We start from the raw sequence: 19,749 nt of genomic DNA, 5'->3' as shown, positions 1-19,749 counted from the left end.
GACCACTAGTTTGTCGGCGGCCCCTGCTACACATAGGTCCGCACCGATCATCACGACGAATGGGAGTTGAGGGTGGGGATCCTCGAGCGACGACGGGCGCGTACGCAGTGGATGGACGGCGTGCAGGCGTTGAACTCCGGCAACACGCGTCTCGCGTCGGACAAGTTCTCAGCAGCCGTCTCGGACGATCCCGGGATGGCCGATGCGTGGTTGGGCCTGCACGCGACAGGCCAGCGACAGGAGGAAGCGCTCATTGCGATGAGCGCAAACTTCGATCGGTACAGCGAGGAACGTCAGCGGACTGGCATCCCCCTGCAGTCCCGGTTTCACCTCGACACGCACATCACCTACAGGTTGAGGTCGCACTCCGAGCTCGGTTGCGCGGTAGCGGCAGGCCACCTCGACCGTCGAGAGTTCGCGACTGCTGCGCAGGTGATCGACACACTCGACCAGTCAGACGATCCCACTTGGTATCTGCACGGTCGCCATGCGTTCCACACAAACGACTCCGATCGCGCCATCCGCGCCTTCCGCGTGCTCGCGGGCAAAGACAAGTTCCTTGAAGCAGGATCGCGGCTCTACAGCGGAGCGCTGTTGATCGAAGCTGGTGTTCTCGGACCTGCAAAGGCGCACCTTGACGTCCTATTGAAGCAGAATTTTGCTCCAGAACTGCACGCCGAGGCCGCATTCTTCCGCGGGATGGCGGCTCGAGCGGAGGAGAACGAGACTCAAGCGCAGAGATTCTTCGAGTTCGCGTACGCACGGAACCCATCCCTTCCCGGGCTGAAAGACGCCATGCAGGCGAGCGTCACTCCAGTCGCCGTGACTCTGAATCGGCCCGAGCCTGTGGACAGTGAGCCGGCTCGCGCGACGCCCGTCGAAGACCCCCTGGAGACTGTCGACGAGATCCTCGCCGACCTCGATCGCCAAGTCGGGCAGCACGCAATCAAACAGCAGGCACGCATGGTCGTCGCGCAGGCGCGTGCCGAACTCGCACGCCGCGAGGCAGGTCTTCCCGGTCAACGTCTCACCGGCCACTTCGTATTCTCGGGACCACCCGGCACCGGCAAGACAACTGTCGCGAGGATCTTCGCGCGTTTGTACAAGGCCCTCGGCATCCTCGATGATGGCCATGTCGTGGAAGTCGATCGCTCCGGCCTGATCGGCAAGTACCACGGGCACACCGTCGCACAGACCAAGGCAAAGCTCGATGAGGCGATAGGTGGCGTGCTTTTCATCGACGAGGCATATGCACTCTCCGGCACTGGTTTCACGGACGGCGACCCGTTCGGGCAGGAAGCGATCAACACGCTTCTGAAACGGATGGACGACGACCGAGACCAACTCATCGTGATCGCTGCCGGATATCCCGAACCGATGCAGCAGTTCCTCGAAACCAATCCCGGCTTGCGATCCCGGTTCACCACAACGGTCAATTTTGCGCCGTACTCATGGCGTGAGCTCGCGCAGATCGCCGATGTGATGGCTGCGGCGTCCGGGAACCGCCTCGATGACGCTGCCCGCGCCGCACTGGGTGCTCGGCTTGAGCTGATGGCGATGACCGGAGACCTCGCCGCGCCCTCGTTTGGCAACGGCCGGTTCATTCGGAACGTTGTCGAAGAAGCCAATCGGAGACGTGACCTACGGTTGTTCTCGGCCCCCGGACCCGCGACTCACGACCGACAGACCCTTGCGACCATCACTTCCGCAGACATCGAGGCCGCATTCGCGGTGGCCCCACGCGGATAGTTCAGGATCGCCGCAGCCGATCGCCAGTGTCATTTCCGGCGGTTCGTCACACCCGAAACACCTCATCGTTGTGCCATTCGAGGAACTCGGCCTTCGGACGGTCGATCCGCTTGTGCGGCACCGTGATCTGCTCACCTTCGCGCGCATAGAACCAATCCCCGTTTCCGAATTCCTCGCGTAGGGCTGGACTCACGCGCAGTCGGTATTTGGTGTCGACGCCGATGTAGCCGCGGTCGTACAGGGTGTGGACGTCGGATCGAAGGAGGAGTCCGTTATCGACCCTGTGCTGCCCACCCGCGGAGACGGATTGGATGTGAGCGGCCTCGAGGACGGGCCGAACCTTCTCCCCGGTAATCGCACAGTGATGCCCGTACTTCTCGGAGATGACGAGCTTGAACGCCTGCTGACCGATGCGAGGGATCACCTCGATCGGCGCACCTTGAGTCGGACCGAGATCGATTCCTTGCGTCAGCATCTGATGCTTGAGCATCACTTCAACGATCGACGTCATCCCGGCGTCTGAATCGCGGTACACCTTGCCTCGCACCAAGTTCGACGCGAATCCGTCCGGACGAGGGAGCGTGTCAGCTGGCGCGAACATGACGACGTCGTGCAGCATCACGCACCCGATCAGAGGGTCCTCATACTTGCCTATCGGTACTTTCCGATAGTGCGCGATCCGCGATCGAAGCTCCTCCTCCGAGGCCACACCGTTGCCGTGGCCGAACTGCTCCCACGCCGACCGGATCGACGCACGAGCGAAGCCGGAGAATCGTCCGACACCGACCACGCTGTCGCTCACGTCGTCGTTGGAGCGGTCTATGTGCGTCTTGAACAGGAACGGCTCACCGGCCGAGAGTGCCGCGAAACCCGTTGTGGCGCTCGGGAACCAGAAGTTCACCTCGTCGTGAACGGGTCCGGTCGCGAGCAAGTACCGGTACCAACCGATATCCGTCACACCGACATATGCGCGCATTCGTCCATTCTGGCAGTCCTGCCGCTTCCACACTTCAGGTTTTGCACCGCAGCCGAGTTGTCCACAGCCTGCAAGGACCCCATGGTCATCACCACCGCGGTGTAGTTCACTGAACCGCATGAAGGGGGACAGCGATTATCATGACCACTATGACTACGCAGATCGTCGGCTTGCCTCACGGGCGACCGATGACGCGCGCCGATCTCGGCGATATGCCCGACGACGGTCAACGCTATGAGCTCCTCGACGGGCTGTTGATCGTGAGCCCCGCGCCGATCACCCGACACCAACGCGCACTCCTACGACTCGCCGTCGCCCTGTACAACGCCAGCCCCGAGGATGTCGAGGTTCTGACTGCACCATTCGATGTCGTGTTGTCCGAGGACACCGTGATCCAGCCGGATATCGTCGTCGCGCGAAAGTCGGACCTCACCGAACGCGACTTGCCGGGCGCACCGCTTCTTTCTGTGGAAGTGCTGTCGCCGTCCACCCGGAGCGTCGACGAACTGCTGAAGAAGGACCGCCTCGCCCGCGCGGGCTGCCCGCACTACTGGATCGTCGATCCATCCGAACCCTCGATCAGGGCCTGGGAGCTCAACGGCCGCGACTACCAGCTTGTGGCGCACTCGACCGGCCACGAGGCCTTCTCCGCTGTCACGCCGATCACCGTAACAGTCAAGCCCGCCGACCTCGTCGACTGAACGTCGACGACTAGGGACGCCACTCCCAGCAATTCGCCAACCTTCAGGCAGCAAGGCGATATCCCAGTGAACATATTTGACGTGCTCGCACTTGTCGGCACGGTAGTAACAACCCTCGGCCTAGCGTGGACGGCATATGCGGTCTATCGAGAATGGGCTGCAGTATCTGGCCCAACGGACTATTTTGTCCCGACCTCAGTCCGCCGCTGGCTCGGCTTAAGAGTTGACGTACAGGTCTACGCGGTTACCGCTACCTCGAATTCGCGTGGCACCGACGCTGCGATTGTCACCCGCCGATTCGACAGCTCCCGGCCAACCGAGGTGCGTCTGGAGGACTTGGAAGCAGCGCTTACGGAAATCGAGCGCAGCTCCCAAGAATCCAATGCGAACATCCGAAGCGAGATGTCAGTTCTGAAGCAGTCGATCGACGAAATAGCCACAGCAGTAGCCCGCATTCCTACCCAAGCGGCTGAGGACGAGCGCGCAAAAACCATAGTCAACCTCCGCAGCGCAGGCTGGAGCCTGATCGTCACCACAATCGGGCTAGCCCTCCAAACTCCTGCGACGCTATGGGGCGGCTAAGACAACGATTCACTGAACGAGTCGTCACGCAACGCCGAAATCCCACGATCACCGGCCGCCGTCACGCCTCGGCTGCCTCGTTGTCGAAGCCACGCGATGCGGCGACAAGCCTCGCGCGCTCGGCGATGAAGTCGTCCTGAACAGGGCATTCGCGGGCAAATGCCTGCTGCCAACGACGCAGCATTTGTGGAGTCGCGGCGGGGACTCGCATCGCCAAGCGCAGCATCGACTCATTCGCATCTGCCAAGTGCAGCGACTGCAGATAGGCCAGCCCGTCCTGTCCCCACCACCGCGCCTCGATCACGGGAACGTTCCACAGCACCGAAAGGTCGTCGATCGGGTAATCGGTCCAACTGGCTTCATCGATCAACGCGTCGATCAGCTCCGCGACTTCCTCCCACCACACGTTCAGTTCAAGGGGATCATCGGTGGGTTCGGGAAGATCCTCGATCAGGTTCGCGAGCGCGAGAAGCGCGTCGGCGACCTTCTGAGCGAACAGAACATCGATCGACAAGTCGGTGAATCGCTGCAGCATGTCGTCGTCGAACGCCTTGCCCTCACCGGCCGCCGGCTCAACAGGGTCACCGGCGACTGCGTCGTCGAGAGCGGCCAGAAGCCTTTCCCTGGCCCGCCCTTGTTCGATGTCATCGACGAGGTCGAACAACGCGCGGCGCCCGACCCATTCGATGACGCCGATTCGGTCCCGTTCGCGTACTGCCTCTCCCAACAGCACTCGCCGCATCGCCGCGAGCAGTGCTGGATCTTCTATCCGATAGGCGAATTCGGCACCATGGTCCGCGGCTCCGGTCGTCATTCCGGAGTGCCCGTCACGTTCCAGGAATCCCGCCGTCCAGCCGGTTCCCTGCCGTGGACGCTGCGTAATCCACAGGACCCCGTCAGCGCCGTCGAGGTCCGGCACCTGCGTGAAGTCGAGGCTGGTGCGGTCCGCGGAATCGGGCACCGCATGGGTTGCGATCACGTGCGCAGTCCCATCGGCCTCGTTTCGGTATCCGTACACCGTCGACCCTAGGTGCCCGTCGACCAGCGTCGCCGCGAACTGGTGGCGCAGGTAGTCCCGAAGCTGGCGGGTACCACTCGCTTGCCGAGCGACCCCGGCATCGACGCGACTGTCAAAATCAGCGAGCGTTCGGGTCAGCGCATCCAGAGCCTGCGGATACTTGTCAGTCAGGAAAGTGACGGCATCGGCCATCCGCGGCATCGAGACATACTCCAGCTCGACCAGTCCTTGCGCTTCCCACCACCATGCGTCGTCCGAAGGAATCTGCAGGACGGGCGCCAGCGTCGCCGCGTCGAGGTCCGGCCACTGCAGGCCGTCGAGAACTCCGAGTGCGTCAAGAATCGACTCGCGCACGCGCTGGACCGGCATGAGAGTGCTCATCGGATTTCGCGCTGCCCTGATCGCCGACAGCCGTTGCGCGACTTCCCGAAACATGAACTGGTCGATCAGCCACCGAGCGTCCTCACCATCGTCGACTCCGCTCGACGCCATGGCACCGGTGATCGCAGCAACGCTGGCCTGCACCATCCAGGCCAGCGGAGAATGATCCGCCGATACGAGCACTCGACCGAACATCAGCTTCTCGAGGACCATTCGCAGTTCAGGGAACGAGTCGAGACCGCCGTCACTCAGCTCGATCGGCTCATCCTCTGTTGCGAAGCAAACCGCGTTCGAACCGTCGCTACAGACGATAAATGCTCTCACCGACAATCCATCCGGACCAGGCAGATGCTGCTGATACACGATGCAGTCGAAGCCTGGGCGGTGGCCGAGGCCGATCAGCGGATTGAAGCCACGCGGCTCGGGCAGCGTCAACGTCTCAGCTCTGCCCGGGACCGGATGGAAGCGTGCGAGATGGTGATCCGGATGATCGATTCCTCGACCTGCCGCCCGCATGGCCTCGATGTATCTGACGGCTCCGACCCTCAAACTGCTGCGCACAGCATGCCCTTCCCTATTCGACGCCGAAACTGCGCGCCGGCGATCCGGCGTTCGAGATCGAACATCCGGCCGCGCCGAGTTGGCGAACGATGCGATATTCGGCGATCTCCGTGAAGTCCACTGAAAGAGTCTGACCGGGTTCTCATCACAACGGAAGCAGGCGCCGCGAGTACCTCCGAACGTAGGACAGTGACAACTGGGTGCGCGCGAGTTGCCGGACGTCGGCACCGTACAGGGCGACCACTGAACTTCTGCCGAACGAGTCGAATAGATCGAGAATTGTCAGTGGTGTCGCATATCGTCCGATTCATCGCTCACAGCGGCCCGAAGGAGAAGTCCATGTCGATACCGTTGACCGACCCCGCACATCCGCGTCACGCGCAGTATCGAAACCTCTGCACCCAGATTGTGGCCATCCGCTCGCGCGGTCTGCCGAACGAGCTCAACGACGGTGCTCGACGGCGCCTGGCGGACCTCATCACTAAACGTGATGCCCTGTGGGAACAGCCGAAACGCAAAACCAAGAAGAAGTCGTCACCTACAACGCCGATCGTCGTCGTTCAGCCAGCAGCGGGCCCGCGCCGTCGGCGGCGCACAGCTCGCCCGCTCGCTCACCGAATCGAGTTCACGTGCCAAAACTGCCGTAAGAAGTGCTGGACCGTCGGTCAGCCCAAGCGATTCTGCGATAATTGCAGCGACGCGTTCCGTGGCCGCATACCCGGCCGCACCACGGCGAAAGCGACTCCAACACGACAGTGGATCAGACTCATTCCGTCAGGGATTCCCGGATCCGGTGTCCGGCATGGTTGACACCTTTGCCTACCTCGCTCTTCATCAAGCCCTCGTCTTCTAGACTCGCCCAATCATCTGTGCGCCCTCACTTGTGTCGAATGCGACGCTGATCAGTACTGCCAGGAGTATCCACCCGACGAGTCTGGGCTGCAGGTGGCGATCGCTTCTGTCCGCGAGATTCGAGCTCGCGTGCCCGGCTCAGAGCATTCGGACCCCTGCTCCACAGCGCCTCGACTCTGGTGCGTCTTGTCTGTCCACGCCCCCTCCAGGGCACTGCAGTACAGAGTTCCGTCGGCATTCTCGGTGTTGAACTCAGCCGAAGAGCACGGCATCCCCTCGTACGGAACGGGTGTCTCTGTCGTCGTTTCGACTGTCACTTCCGGAGTCCAGGTTGGCTCCGGGACCACCGTCGTTGTCGTGGTTACGCGCGACGCCGTCGTCGTCTGCGTCCGACTGGCGGACGTTGCCGGGACGGCAACATCGTCACTGCTTCCTCGAGCCTGGAAGGCCGCATACCCCGCGCCCGCCACCACTGCGATCGCCAACAGCGTTGCCGCTGCGGCCAATACAGTCGTTCGGCGTTTCTGAACGGCGGTTGGGGCAGGCATGACCGGCGCTGAGATGGTCCCCGCGTACGCAGGCTCCGCTATCCCGCTCAGTGCGTTCCGCAGTGCGCCCACAAGGTCGGCGCACGTCGAGTATCGATCGTTCGGATTCTTGGCGAGGGCACGAGCGAAGACGCTGTCTAAAGCAGCCGGCAGGTGCGGTGCCACCTCGTTGATCCGCGGCGGGGCCTTGGTGAGGTGCGCCGACTGCAGAGCCGTGATCGAAGGACCGTCGAACGGAGGATGGCCGGCAAGCAGGTGGAACGCAGTGCAGGCGAGGGAATAGACATCTGCACGATTGTCGAGGTCGTGGCCCTCGATCGCTTCCGGCGACACATACTGCATCGTGCCGACCGTCATTCCGGTCGACGTCAGTGCCGTCCCCTCGCCGACGGCTTTGGCGATTCCGAAGTCGGCGAGCTTCACCGACTCGACCTGTCCATCGTCGATGCCGACCAGGATGTTCGCCGGTTTGACGTCGCGATGCGTGACCCGTTCCTTACGCCACACGTAGTCCAGTGCTGCTCCGGCACCGTCGACGAGTCGCAGGGCAAGATCGACGTCGAGCGGCCCCCGCTCCTTCACGAGCTCGGCGGCGTCAGTCCCGTCGACGTACTCCATCGCGATCCAGAGTCGTCCATCGAACTCGCCTCGGTCGTAGGGCGTGACGATGTTCGTGTGACTGAGTTTCGCGAGCATGTCCGCCTCGCGCACGAACCGTGCTTTGAAGTCGTCGCTGCGCGTCACTCCCGCGTCTAGGAGCTTGAGCGCATCCATACGCGGCAGTCGCGGGTGCTCCGCGAGGAAGACTTGTCCCATCCCGCCCGCGCCGAGTTTGCGAACGATGCGATACCCGGCGATCTCCGTGAAGTCCACCGAAAGAGTCTGACCGGCTTCTCTCTGAGAAGGAAGCCGGCCCCGCGAGTCCATCCGGTCGAAGGACACTGGCGACTAAGCACACGCCAATTGTCCGACGCCGTCCATACGGTCACCCGACGACGTGAGTCGGCGCGTGCTCTTGGAGAATCGGATGCGAACTGCTGACCTCACGACAATCCCGGCACCTCTACGTGAACGTCGGCACCACATTCGTCGCACGTCGCGTCGAGAGACTCGGGTTCCTGGAGCACTTCCGCTAGTTCCCGGTTTCCGCGAAGAGCCGCGATAGTGCCGAGAACCCACGGCAGGTCAGCTGGCGTGATGAACGGGATCGCTTCGCCGAGAAAGGGATACACCGCAGCGAGGGACGCGCGGTAGCCGACCTCGAGGTCCGCGGGCACGTTATCGTCAGACCCTCCCGTGAGGATGATCCCGACGACGCTAAGCAGTTCGCCGCGGTTCGTTGGGACCCGTCGCGCAATGATCTCGACCAGGTACGGAAGAGCGGCGTACGCGGAATCCCACGTCGACCCCTCCGACGCCAGGTACGGCCAGAGATCCTGGATGCGCTCGTCATCGGTCGGATCTGCGAGAAGCGCCGTGAGTTCGGCCGCGATGTCGATCTCATCTGTCGGTCCGACTCCTGCGCGGTGGGTCAGCGTCGCCCATCGCGGATCGCCCAGGGCCAGTGTGTGCTCCACGGTCGCTCCAAATGGTCGGTCGAATCCGGTACGAATGAGTACGACCGGCAGTTGTGTCTACCACTGAATCTGCCGTAGGTCGGCGCTACGGTGCCGACTACGACCAACGACCACTCCGTCGGGTTCATCGCCTAGGGATGCCGACCGCCCGACGGAACACCAATCGCCAGGCACCCGTCTGACTCACGGTGTGAGTATCGCCCGGAACTTCCTCCTTCACCCGGAGACTGCCGACCTCCGCACATCGACGCGCCTCGCCGAGGAGCATTCCGAGAAGTTCACGGCTTCCACGAACCCCCGACCTGACGGGTTGCGTGGTTGATGCGGTTGTACATGTTGATGTTCGCGATCGCGACGACAAGCGCGGCGAGCTGAGCTTCGTCGAACTCGTCGGCCGCCCGGTCCCACAGGTCGTCGGAGACGACCGTCGGGTTGTCGGCGAGGCGGGTGAGTTCGTCGGTCATCTCCAACGCGATGCGCTCGGCGTCGGAGAAGTACGGCATGTCGTGCCAGGCGCCGACCGCGAACAGCTTCTCGTCGCTGACGCCGAGCTTGCGGGCGATCCGCCAGTGTCCGTCCATGCATGTCGAGCAGCCGTTGATCTGGCTGGCGCGCATGTTCACCATCTCGCACAGGTCTTGCGGCACACCGGTCGCAGCGATCGCCTTTCCGATCTCGTTCATCCCGTTGAACAGGCCGGGCAGCAGCATCACGGGGTTGGTCATCCGAGCGTTCACGGTGGTTCTCCTTGCATCGAGGTCGGCAGTGTCGCCGGGGTGTCACACACGAAGCTTTTGCTCCGTCACACATATGACGGATCAACCGACAAGGATGTGACACATGCAGATCAACGACTTCGAATCCGCCCGCCCACGACTGCTCTCCGTGGCGACTCGGATCCTCGGATCGCCCACGGACGCAGAGGAAGCCGTACAGGAGGCGTGGCTTCGGACCGCGAGTGTGGACGACGAGATCGACAATCCGACGGCATGGCTCACGACCGTCGTCTCCCGCATCTGCCTCGACATGTTGAGGGCACGACGCGACACCGCGCCGATCAACACTGTTGAGCCGGTCGACCTCCAAGCCGGCCCGGGCGACGAGGCTCAACTCGCCGACGCTCTCGGATCCGCTCTGGGCGCTGTCGTCGACAGTCTCAACCCGGCCGAGCGTGTCGCGTTCGTTCTGCACGACATATTCGGCCTGCCGTTCGACGACGTCGCATCGATTCTTGGGAAGTCGCCCGCGGCGACACGGCAGGTCGCCAGTCGCGCCCGCAAGCGGGTCTCCGGCCAGCCGCCGACGGCCGAATCCCGTCGCGCGAAGGCCGTGACCGCGTTCCTCTCAGCCTCGCGCGACGGGGACTTCACAGCCCTCGTTGAACTCCTCGACCCCGACGCGGTCTTCCGCACCTACACCGACGACAAGCCGCTCGAACTCGTCAGCGGCGCACCCGCGATCGCCGAAGCATTCATGTTCCGGGCAAAGACCGCGGTGGCCGTCCTCGTCGACGGCCGGATCGGCGTCATGGTGCCGCACCCGTCTGGCACTCCCGGATCCCTGTACCTCGTCATGGACATCACGTTCGCCGCCGATGGCACGATTGCGGCGATCGATTCTGTGCTGCGGGCCGATGAACTAGCCATCGTTGATGTCACTCCGGTTGAGTGACTGAGACCTTCGCTGTTGGTCACCGACTTCACGTACGGCCAGGAAGCAGCGAAAGACCGGACCCAATTCTCATGACTCGCGCGGTGAGGCGTTGGCCCGCGCGAGCCGGGGGCGTCCGAGTTTCTGCATTGCGGGCGACGATGTTGATACCGGGTGACGGTGCGCCTTGGGGCCCCGTTAGGGTCTGGCATCGAGGCGGAACGTATTGGTAGCAACGGCATGCATGACGCGTTCGATGGTGCGGCGGGTGTCGTCTGTCGATGTGTCAAGCACGTTCGGCTCGAACTCCCCGATGGACGCGAACTGGTCCCACATCGCAAGGACTGGCTGCTCGTCGACGAGCGCATCAGGTGAAGTGCGCGACTGAGCCCGCGTCAATGCAACGTCTCGGCTGGGTCGGAGCACCACGTAGTGGACGGCAATGTCTAACGTGCGGTCGCGGAAGTGGTGGAGCATCCACGGGCCGACGATACCGTCGAGCACGGTCGTGAATCCTCCTGCTGCGTAGCGGATAGCAGCTCCGGCGATGACATCCATGACTGTCTGGTTCTGAGCAGCGGATGCTGGATCGAACGGAGGGATTGCTCCGGCAACTATGTAGTGCCAGAAGTCGTCAGCATGCAGATGCACACCTTGCGCGAAGTTTCGGGCGAGCGAGCTTGCGACAGTGCTCTTTCCCGATCCCGGCGGACCAGTCAGAATGATCACGTTTCCATCCATCAGGAGCCCCTCCGGTAGTGTCCGCGGCACTTGGCCAACGGACAAGTCTTCTTCGACCGACTGACTCCTGTCAACAGATTCTCCTCCGGCGGACCTGTACCCGGTTGATCGTGTACCGGGTGGCGCTTGTGAGGAGTCTCGCTCTTCGAGAATCAAGCCGGCGAAGGTCCGTAACCCCACACGTTGCCTGTAGACCGATCACGCCAATCCTGTACGACGTACAGGCCCGGTAGATGTACTGCGAGGCCGCCCGAATACGATAGACGTGTGACCGACCTCTCCAAGGCTCCCGCCTCCCGCCCCTGGGCGCTCTCGATGCCCGACCTCGCGCAGGCCGCCGTCTTCGCTGCGCTGATCGCCGTCCTCGGCCTCCCCGGCCAGATCAACCTCGCATCGGGCGTGCCGATCACCCTGCAGTCACTCGGCGTGATGCTCGCCGGCGCAGTGCTCGGACCGAAGAAGGGCACACTCGCGGTGTTCATCTTCATGGTCCTCGCGATCGCCGGACTCCCGATCCTGTCCGGCGGACGCACCGGACTCGTCGCACTGAGCTCACCGACCGCGGGCTACTTCATCGGGTTCCTGCCCGGAGTCCTGGTGATCGGCCTGCTCACGGCATATCTCATGCCCCGGTACAACGTGTTCGCGGGCATCGTCTTCAACATCGTCGGCGGCGTAGCGGTGGTGTACGCCTTCGGGATCATCGGCCTGCTCCTGAAGACCGACATGTCCCTGCTCGCGGCCATCAAGACCAACGGGCCGTTCCTCGCGGGCGACGCCATCAAAGCCACGATCGCTGCGCTCGTCGCGGCTCCCGTCCACCGTGGACGCCCAGGGTTGATCACTCCCCTGCGCCGCATGAAGAATGCCTGACACGTCGATCGTCTTCGACGGCATCGAGCATTCGTTCGGCGACCGTCATGTTCTCCGCGGCATCGATCTCGACCTGACGCAGCGTCGGATCGGCATCGTCGGAGCCAACGGGTCCGGGAAGTCGACCCTGGCCCGCATGATCAACGGGCTGATCCTCCCCGACCGCGGCACTGTGGCGGTCAACGGCCGCGACGTACGCAAGAAAAAACGGCAGGTCCGACGCGACGTCGGATTCATCTTCAGCGACCCGGACCGACAGATCATCATGCCGACCGTCGTCGAAGACATCGAACTGTCCCTGTCGCGGAGCGTCAAAGACAAGGCGATCCGCCACTCCAGGGCGCTGCAGGTACTCGCCGACTTCAGGTTGGACGGCCACGCCGACCAACCGGCACATCAGCTATCCGGCGGGCAGAAACAACTTCTCGCGCTCGCGTCAGTGATGGTTCTCGGACCGTCGGTCCTCGTCGCCGACGAACCGACGACGATGCTCGACCTCCGGAACACTCTCATGCTGCGCGACGTGTTCGCCGGACTCGACGAACAACTGATCGTCCTCTCGCACGACCTCGACATCCTCACCGACTACGACCGCATCCTCGTGATCGACGACGGCCGGGTAGTGGCCGACGACGAACCAGCCTCGGCGCTCGCGTACTACCGGAAGTCGATGTCGTGACGACAGACGCTTCGACTCGCTCCGCACGCTCAACGTCCAGCAGGCTGAACCCGCACGAAACACCAGTCGGGGCCACGTCGTGATCGGCGTCTACGTTCCCGGGCGTTCGGTGCTTCATCGACTACCGGCGGGGCTGAAGTTCCTGTTGCTGGCGGCGTCGATCATCGTCATGACGTTCGTGGTCCGAACGCCGGTCGCCGCGGGTATCGCGATCGGCGTCTCGACGGCGATGTTCGTCGTCGCATGGGTACCGCTCCGCGTGGTGTGGATGCAGGTCCGGGGTGTGGTCTGGATGCTCGCTGCACTGTTCGTGTTCCAGCTGATCATCACCGATTGGCAGCGGGCAGTCGTCGTGTGTTCGATCCTTCTCGCGTCGGCGTCGCTCGCAGCTGTAGTCACGCTGACGACACGCACCGCGGACATCCTCGACGCACTGGTGCGCGCGATGTCGCCGCTCGCCCGACTCGGCGTCCGCGTTGATCTGATCGCGATGGCCTTCGCGTTGACGATCCGCAGCATTCCGCTGATCGCGGAGGTGTTCTCGCAGGTGGACGAGGCACGTCGTGCCCGAGGCCTCCGCCCCGGCCCCCGCATCCTCTTCGCACCGGTGATTCTCGCGACGCTGCAGACGGCAGACGGCTTCGCAGACACCCTCGCCGCCCGCGGACTCGACTGAACCGACTCCTCTGCTCGGCGTTCCGTCACCCGATAGCGTCACAGACCGAACTTTCCGTCACTCCACATCCAGATAGGTCACGGAGTACCGACACTGCGTCCGAAATGGGTGATCGAAAGACGGCAAGCAGCACGGGCGCTCGCAACAGGTACAGGGCGACGCCCCACCGCGTTCCGTCACCCATTGACGTCACGGGCCGGACTTTTTGTCACTTCACCTCGCAAGAAGGTGACGGAATGCCGACGCCGTGTCGGAAATGGGTGACGGAAAGCCCACGGCTCCACGCCCGAGCCCGGACCGGAGAACCCGAGAACCCGAGAACCTACGAACGATTCAGCGAGACGGCGGCGCGGATGAGGTCGACAAAGGCGTCGTCGTTGAAGGCATCGGTTTCGCGGGTGTCGACGGCGCGGCGGGTGCCGGCGTCGAGGCTCGCGTTGAACACCTTCTCCGGATCAGGGAGCGACGCGCCCTTGGCGAACGTCACCTTCACCTTGTCCTTGTACGTCTCGACAGTGCAGACGAGGCCGTCGATCGAGAAGGTGGGGACGCCGCCCGGGTTGGACGGCTTCACCCACTTGATCTCCTCGACGATGTCGGGCTCGGCGCGGTTGATCAGCTCGCGGATGTGCTGGACGCGGTCTTCCCGCCAGTCGCTCATAGCGACCGACTCTAGTCCTTCGAGACGGGTGTGATCGAGAGACGCAGGGCGCCCGGTGCGTTCGCCGGGACAACCGGGCTCACCGGTGCGACGGGCGCCAGCCGCTCGTACGCGGCACCCTGCTCGGGACGCGTGTCGGCCTCACCCTTATTGGGCCACAGCGAGATCGCGCGCTCGGCCTGCGCCGAAATCGAGAGCGACGGGTTCACACCGAGGTTCGCGGTGATCGCCGCGCCGTCGGTGATGTGCAGCGTCGGGTAGTTCCACACGCGGTGGTACGGGTCGATGACGCCGGTGGCGGGGTCGTCGGAGATGACACATCCACCGAGGTAGTGCGCGGTCATCGGCATGTTCGCGATGTCGCCCCACGTGCCGCCTGCGATGCCGCCCTTCATCTTGTCTGCCATCCGACGCGTCGCCTCATTGCCCTCGGGGATCCAGGTCGGGTTCGGCTCGCCGATGCCCTGCTTGGTGGTGATGTACTTGAACGGGCCGCGCTTGCGCACAAACGTCGTCAGCGAGTTGTTGTTGTTCTGCATCACCAGCGCGATGACGGTGCGCTCACTCCACTTGCGCACCATCAGCAGGCGGACCAGCAGCAACGGGTTCGTCACGATCTGCTTCAGGAACTGACCGAAGCGGTTCGCGATGCTGCCGCCGTCGGTGAGAGCGGTCTGCAGCAGGCCCATCGCGTTACTGCCCTTGCCGTAGCGGACCGGCTCGATGTGCGTGTTCGGGGTCGGATGGAACGACGACGTGATCGCGACGCCCTCGGAGAAGTTGTTCGCCGGGTCGACCGACCGCGCCTGCGCGCCGAGGATCGCCTCGGAGTTCGTGCGGGTCAGAACACCCATCGAGTCCGACACCTTCGGCAGCGTCGAGCCCTTGGCCTTGTGCATGATCTTCTGCGTGTTGAACGTGCCCGCGGCGACGATCACCTGTCCCGCCGTGAACTGACGACGACGCGCACCGAACGGACCCCACGAGGACGACCCGTGCGTCGACACGATCCACGACCCGTCCGAACGCTGCTCCAGACGGTCGACGGTGGTCCGGTCGACGATCGTTGCACCGTTGCGCTCAGCGAGGCCGAGGTAGTTCTTGAGCAGTGTGTTCTTCGCGCCGACGCGGCAACCGGTCATGCACGCGCCGCACTCGGTGCAGGCGGTGCGCTCGGGTCCGGCGCCGCCGAAGTAGGGATCGGCGACCTTCTCCCCCGGTGCACCTTCTCCGCCGGTCTTGGCGCCGAAGAACACACCCACGGGGGTGGAGGTGAACGTGTCGGCCGCGCCCATCTCCTCGGCGATCTCCTTCATCACCAAGTCCGAGTTCGTGACCGTCGGGTTGGTGACCACGCCCAGCATCCGACGCGCCTGCTCGTAGTGCGGGGTGAGCTCGGCTTCCCAGTCGGTGATGTGGTTCCACTGCGGATCGGTGAAGAACGGAGTCGGCGGCTTGTACAGCGTGTTCGCGTAGTTGAGCGAACCACCACCGACGCCCGCACCGGCCAGAATCATCACGTCCTTGAGGACGTGCACACGCTGGATGCCCATCAGACCGAACTTCGGCGCCCACACGAACTTGTTGAGTCGCCAGCTGGTCTTCGCGAACTGATCATCCTCGAAACGGCGACCGGCTTCGATCACGCCGACCCGGTAGCCCTTCTCGACCAGGCGCAACGCACTCACGCTGCCGCCGAAACCCGAGCCGATGATGAGGACGTCGAAGTCAGTCTGCTGCATAAGCGAACATACTAATGATCATTGTGACATTCCCGATAGTAAGTCGAGCCTTACCCGAGAGGGTTGGACGCGGCGCCGTCCAACCACAGGGTGTCGGACGCATCGCTGTGCGTCCCGCCGGTCCCCACGTGCTTGGCGCTGATCGAGGGCCCCTTGGTGATCACGTGGACGATCGCCATCCCGTGACCCCGCCCGAGATTGTAGTCGTTCTTCAGCCATTCCAGGATCGGGCCCGCCTTGGTGTCGGGGCCGAACCCCTGCTCGGTGGCCTTCTCGACGAGCTGTCGCGGGGTGAGTCCGGTCTTGGTCTCGACTGCGTCGAGGTACGCCTGGAACGACATGGTGTTCTCCTGTGGTCGGTGTGCTTCTCACAGATATAGACCAGGCCGGTCGCGGAAAATGATCGGTGTTGGGGAAAGTCGCTTCGACTCGCTTCGCTCGCTCAACGAGCAGAATTGGTGGAACGAGCAGTAATGAGAAGAAGAACGCTCCGACTCTCCCTGCTCGTTGAGCGAGCGGAGCGAGTCGAAGCGTCTTCGGATGCAGCGTGAAAGTCAGGCGCGGACGGAGAGTCCGACCTTCTGGAACTCCTTGAGGTCGGAGTAGCCGGCCTTCGCCATCGAGCGGCGGAGACCGCCCACGAAGTTGAGGAGACCGTCCGGATCATCCGACGGGCCGTTGAGGACGACGTCAAGCGAGGACCGCTCCGACTCCTCGGCCACCTGCAGCAGCGCTCCGCGCGGGGTCACCGGGTGGGCGGCAGCCGATGGCCAGTACCAGCCCTTGCCCGGCGCCGACGACGCGGCGGCGAGCGGAGTGCCGAGCACCGCGGCGTCCGCACCGCAGGCGATGGCCTTCGCGAGGTCACCCGAAGTGTGGATGTCGCCGTCGGCGATCACGTGGACGTAGCGTCCGCCGGTCTCGTCGAGGTAGTCGCGACGTGCCGCGGCCGCGTCGGCGATGGCGGTCGCCATCGGGACGCCGATGCCGAGCACCTCGCCGGTCGTCGTCGCGCCTTCGGCGGAGCCGTAGCCGACGATCACACCGGCGGCACCGGTCCGCATGAGGTGCAGCGCGGTTCGGTGATCGTGGACGCCGCCTGCGATCACCGGGATGTCGAGGTCGGAGATGAACGTCTTCAGGTTGAGCGGCTCGGCGACGAGCTCATCATCGCCGCGGTCGACGAGGACGACGTGCTCGGCCGAGATGATCGTGCCGTGCACGACGAGGATCTCCGCACCAGCCGCGATGACGGTCGGCGCGAGCTCGGCGGCGTGCTGCGGGCTGACACGGACGGCGGTGGTGACACCGGCGTCGCGAACCCGACGGACAGCAGCCGAGAGCAAGTCGTCGCTGATCGGTGCCGAGTGCAGCTTCTGCAGGTGGCGGACGGCTGCGGCCGGGTCCGGGTTGTTCTCGGCGATGTCGACGAGTTCGGCGATCTTCTCTTCGACGTTCTCGTGGCGCGCCCACAGGCCCTCGCCGTCGAGCACACCGAGTGCCCCGAGCCGACCCATCTCGATCGCTGCCTCGGGCGAACCGAGCGCATCGGTCGGATGGTTCAGGATCGGCGCGCCGAACCGATAAGCGTCGATCTGCCAGGCCGTCGACACGTTCTTCGACGAGCGCGTCCGGCGGGACGGGACGATCGAGATGTCTTCCAGTTCGTACGTCCGACGAGCCGTCCGGCCCATGCCGAACTCGACGAGGTCACGCAACGTTGCGCCCTTTCTTGAGGGTGAAACCGCTGATCAGCGGGTGGTGTAGTTCGGCGCTTCGGCCGTGAGGGTGATGTCGTGCGGGTGCGACTCCTTGAGTCCGGCCGCGGTGATCTGCACGAACTGAGCTTCCTGCAGCTCGGCGATCGTGTGCGAACCGGTGTAGCCCATCGCCGCACGAAGGCCGCCGGTCAGCTGGTGGATCACCTGGTTGAGCGGACCGCGGAACGGCACCCGCCCCTCGATGCCCTCGGGGACGAGCTTGTCCTCGGCGAGGACGTCGTCCTGGAAGTAGCGATCCTTGGAGTACGACTTGCCCTGGCCGCGTCCCTGCATCGCGCCGAGCGAACCCATGCCGCGGTAGCTCTTGAACTGCTTGCCGTTCACGAGGATCAGTTCACCCGGCGACTCAGCCGTTCCGGCGAGGAGCGAACCGAGCATCGCGGTCGAGGCACCGGCGGCCAGCGCCTTCGCGACGTCACCCGAGTACTGGAGTCCACCGTCGGCGATCACCGGGACACCGGCGGCCTTCGCGACGGCGCACGCTTCGAGGATCGCGGTGATCTGCGGTGCTCCGACGCCCGCGACCACACGCGTGGTGCAGATCGAGCCCGGCCCGACACCGACCTTGACCGCGTCTGCGCCGGCCTCGATGAGCGCCTGCGCACCGCCGCGGGTGGCGACGTTGCCGCCGATCAGCTGCACACGGCCGCCGATCTCCGCCTTGAGCTTGCCGATCATGTCGAGCACACCGCGCGAATGGCCGTGTGCGCTGTCGACGACGAGCACGTCGACGCCGGCGTCGGCAAGAGCCATCGCGCGAGTCCACGCCTCATCGCCCGCACCTACGGCCGCACCGACGAGCAGACGACCGTCCGCGTCCTTGGTGGCGTCGGGATGCTGTTCGGTCTTGACGAAGTCCTTGACCGTGATCAGGCCGGTGAGCTTGCCGTTGCCGTCGACGATCGGAAGCTTCTCGATCTTGTGGCGACGCAGCAGGCCGAGTGCCGCCTCGGCGGACACACCTTCCTGCGCGGTGATCAGCGGCGACTTCGTCATGACGTCGGCGACGGCGCGCTGCTGGTCCACCTCGAACCGCATGTCACGGTTGGTGATGATGCCGACCAGATCGCCCGACTCGTTCACGACGGGGAGACCCGAGATTCGGTAGCGCGCACATTTGGCGTCCACCTCGGCGAGAGTGTCGGTCGGCAGTGCCGTGACCGGGTTCGTCACCATGCCGGCTTCGGACCGCTTGACGGTCTCGACGGCTCCAGCCTGCGCCTCCACCGACAGGTTGCGGTGCAGCACGCCCATACCGCCTGCGCGTGCCATCGCGATCGCCATGCGCGCCTCGGTGACGGTGTCCATCGCGGAGGAGACCAGCGGTACACGAAGAGTGATCTCGCGGGTCAGCTGCGACGACGTGTCGACCGCATTAGGGACCACCTCAGACGCCGCCGGAAGCAGCAGGACGTCATCGAAAGTCAGACCGAGCATTGCGACTTTGCCGGGATCATCTCCACCAGTGCGAACTTGCGTCATTTCCCCATCGTACCGAGTATCCGACGCAGGCGAGTTTCCGCCTGGCAATCGGCTACGGTGGAGGTGTGCATGACCAATTCCCCGGACTTCCGCCGGACCCCTTCGCCGACGACCCGAGTGACCCCGCAGCGGCGCTCGAGGGACTCGATCCGGGCATCCCATTGGACGACGGCGAACGTCTCGCCGTCGAAGAGGACCTCGCGGACCTCGACGTGTACGAACGTCTGCTGGCGCCTCGCGGTGTGCTCGGGCTGGTTGTCGTGTGCGAAGACTGCAACGAGGACCACTATCACGACTGGGACATGCTCCGCGCCAACCTGAAGCAGCTCCTGGTAGACGGGACCGTACGGCCGCACGAGCCCGCCGTCGACCCTCACCCTGAGGACTACGTCACGTGGGACTACTGCCGCGGCTACGCCGACGCGGTGTTCCGGTACAACGAACCGCGTATCTGACCTTTCGACTCGCTTCGCTCGCTCAAGGAGCAGTGGGGCCTTCGACTCGCTTCGCGGGTCTTGA

The 19,749-nt window shown here is 64.1% G+C and carries 19 protein-coding genes; 8 read left to right on the top strand and 11 right to left on the bottom strand.

Translation table 11 applies throughout. The features are described from left to right. The first annotated feature begins 72 nt into the window (after positions 1–72). Positions 73–1,749, top strand: coding sequence for an AAA family ATPase (locus JVX90_RS04055; protein WP_205331163.1), 1,677 nt, complete (start codon positions 73–75; stop codon positions 1,747–1,749). A 46-nt stretch (positions 1,750–1,795) separates the two neighbouring features. On the opposite strand, the gene JVX90_RS04050 is transcribed toward JVX90_RS04055, so the two are convergent. Continuing rightward, positions 1,796–2,725 (bottom strand): HNH endonuclease, encoded by a 930-nt coding sequence (locus JVX90_RS04050; RefSeq protein ID WP_205331162.1) that lies wholly within the window; start codon positions 2,723–2,725, stop codon positions 1,796–1,798. Between the two features lie 140 nt (positions 2,726–2,865). On the opposite strand from JVX90_RS04050, the gene JVX90_RS04045 reads away from it, so the two are divergent. After that, the gene (locus tag JVX90_RS04045; RefSeq protein ID WP_205331161.1) at positions 2,866–3,426 is read left to right on the top strand and encodes a Uma2 family endonuclease; all 561 of its coding nucleotides are present in this window, start codon (positions 2,866–2,868) and stop codon (positions 3,424–3,426) included. A 66-nt stretch (positions 3,427–3,492) separates the two neighbouring features. Next, positions 3,493–4,008: a hypothetical protein gene (locus JVX90_RS04040; RefSeq protein ID WP_205331160.1), complete on the top strand. Its 516-nt coding sequence runs from the start codon at positions 3,493–3,495 to the stop codon at positions 4,006–4,008. A 61-nt stretch (positions 4,009–4,069) separates the two neighbouring features. Here JVX90_RS04040 and JVX90_RS04035 read toward each other — a convergent pair whose 3' ends face one another. The 4 genes from JVX90_RS04035 to JVX90_RS04020 all read right to left on the bottom strand — a co-directional run bounded on the left by JVX90_RS04035 (position 4,070) and on the right by JVX90_RS04020 (position 9,670). Further along, a complete protein-coding gene (locus JVX90_RS04035) occupies positions 4,070–5,968 on the bottom strand; it encodes a hypothetical protein (RefSeq protein WP_205331159.1) in 1,899 nt (632 codons plus the stop codon). Between the two features lie 902 nt (positions 5,969–6,870). After that, a complete protein-coding gene (locus JVX90_RS04030) occupies positions 6,871–8,241 on the bottom strand; it encodes a serine/threonine-protein kinase (RefSeq protein WP_205331158.1) in 1,371 nt (456 codons plus the stop codon). A gap of 170 nt (positions 8,242–8,411) precedes the next feature. Continuing rightward, positions 8,412–8,945 (bottom strand): hypothetical protein, encoded by a 534-nt coding sequence (locus tag JVX90_RS04025; protein WP_205331157.1) that lies wholly within the window; start codon positions 8,943–8,945, stop codon positions 8,412–8,414. 278 nt (positions 8,946–9,223) lie between these two features. Next, positions 9,224–9,670: a carboxymuconolactone decarboxylase family protein gene (locus JVX90_RS04020; RefSeq protein ID WP_240194050.1), complete on the bottom strand. Its 447-nt coding sequence runs from the start codon at positions 9,668–9,670 to the stop codon at positions 9,224–9,226. A 115-nt stretch (positions 9,671–9,785) separates the two neighbouring features. On the opposite strand from JVX90_RS04020, the gene JVX90_RS04015 reads away from it, so the two are divergent. Beyond that, a complete protein-coding gene (locus JVX90_RS04015) occupies positions 9,786–10,616 on the top strand; it encodes a sigma-70 family RNA polymerase sigma factor (RefSeq protein WP_205331155.1) in 831 nt (276 codons plus the stop codon). Positions 10,617–10,793: 177 nt separating this feature from the next. Here JVX90_RS04015 and JVX90_RS04010 read toward each other — a convergent pair whose 3' ends face one another. Further along, entirely contained in the window at positions 10,794–11,516 is a 723-nt protein-coding gene (locus JVX90_RS04010) for an AAA family ATPase (protein ID WP_275889938.1), read from the bottom strand. A gap of 87 nt (positions 11,517–11,603) precedes the next feature. On the opposite strand from JVX90_RS04010, the gene JVX90_RS04005 reads away from it, so the two are divergent. From JVX90_RS04005 to JVX90_RS03995, 3 genes are all read left to right on the top strand, one after another. Further along, on the top strand, positions 11,604–12,209 hold the full coding sequence (locus JVX90_RS04005) for a biotin transporter BioY (RefSeq protein ID WP_205331154.1): 606 nt from the start codon (positions 11,604–11,606) through the stop codon (positions 12,207–12,209). Continuing rightward, on the top strand, positions 12,202–12,888 hold the full coding sequence (locus JVX90_RS04000; protein ID WP_205331153.1) for an ABC transporter ATP-binding protein: 687 nt from the start codon (positions 12,202–12,204) through the stop codon (positions 12,886–12,888). The genes JVX90_RS04005 and JVX90_RS04000 overlap by 8 nt, the downstream gene beginning before the upstream one ends. 79 nt (positions 12,889–12,967) lie before the next feature. Beyond that, positions 12,968–13,564, top strand: coding sequence for an energy-coupling factor transporter transmembrane protein EcfT (locus JVX90_RS03995; protein ID WP_205331152.1), 597 nt, complete (start codon positions 12,968–12,970; stop codon positions 13,562–13,564). 322 nt (positions 13,565–13,886) lie between these two features. Here JVX90_RS03995 and JVX90_RS03990 read toward each other — a convergent pair whose 3' ends face one another. The 5 genes from JVX90_RS03990 to guaB all read right to left on the bottom strand — a co-directional run bounded on the left by JVX90_RS03990 (position 13,887) and on the right by guaB (position 19,230). After that, positions 13,887–14,225, bottom strand: coding sequence for a DUF1801 domain-containing protein (locus JVX90_RS03990; RefSeq protein ID WP_205331151.1), 339 nt, complete (start codon positions 14,223–14,225; stop codon positions 13,887–13,889). Positions 14,226–14,236: 11 nt separating this feature from the next. Next, on the bottom strand, positions 14,237–15,967 hold the full coding sequence (locus tag JVX90_RS03985; protein ID WP_205331150.1) for a GMC family oxidoreductase: 1,731 nt from the start codon (positions 15,965–15,967) through the stop codon (positions 14,237–14,239). Between the two features lie 50 nt (positions 15,968–16,017). Next, a complete protein-coding gene (locus tag JVX90_RS03980) occupies positions 16,018–16,308 on the bottom strand; it encodes a DUF4287 domain-containing protein (RefSeq protein WP_205331149.1) in 291 nt (96 codons plus the stop codon). A gap of 213 nt (positions 16,309–16,521) precedes the next feature. After that, on the bottom strand, positions 16,522–17,685 hold the full coding sequence (locus JVX90_RS03975; RefSeq protein ID WP_205331148.1) for a GuaB3 family IMP dehydrogenase-related protein: 1,164 nt from the start codon (positions 17,683–17,685) through the stop codon (positions 16,522–16,524). A gap of 33 nt (positions 17,686–17,718) precedes the next feature. Next, entirely contained in the window at positions 17,719–19,230 is a 1,512-nt protein-coding gene (gene guaB / locus JVX90_RS03970; protein ID WP_008382074.1) for an IMP dehydrogenase, read from the bottom strand. Positions 19,231–19,295: 65 nt separating this feature from the next. Between guaB and JVX90_RS03965 the strand changes: the two genes are divergently transcribed. Further along, positions 19,296–19,685, top strand: a complete 390-nt coding sequence (locus JVX90_RS03965) for a DUF5319 domain-containing protein (RefSeq protein WP_205331147.1) — start codon at positions 19,296–19,298, stop codon at positions 19,683–19,685. Positions 19,686–19,749: the final 64 nt, after the last annotated feature.

Origin of the sequence: Gordonia sp. PDNC005 (assembly GCF_016919385.1) — a bacterium.
Classification (GTDB): domain Bacteria; phylum Actinomycetota; class Actinomycetes; order Mycobacteriales; family Mycobacteriaceae; genus Gordonia.
The sequence above is the reverse complement of the archived record's forward strand: the minus strand, read 5'-3'. Positions and strand labels throughout refer to the sequence as shown.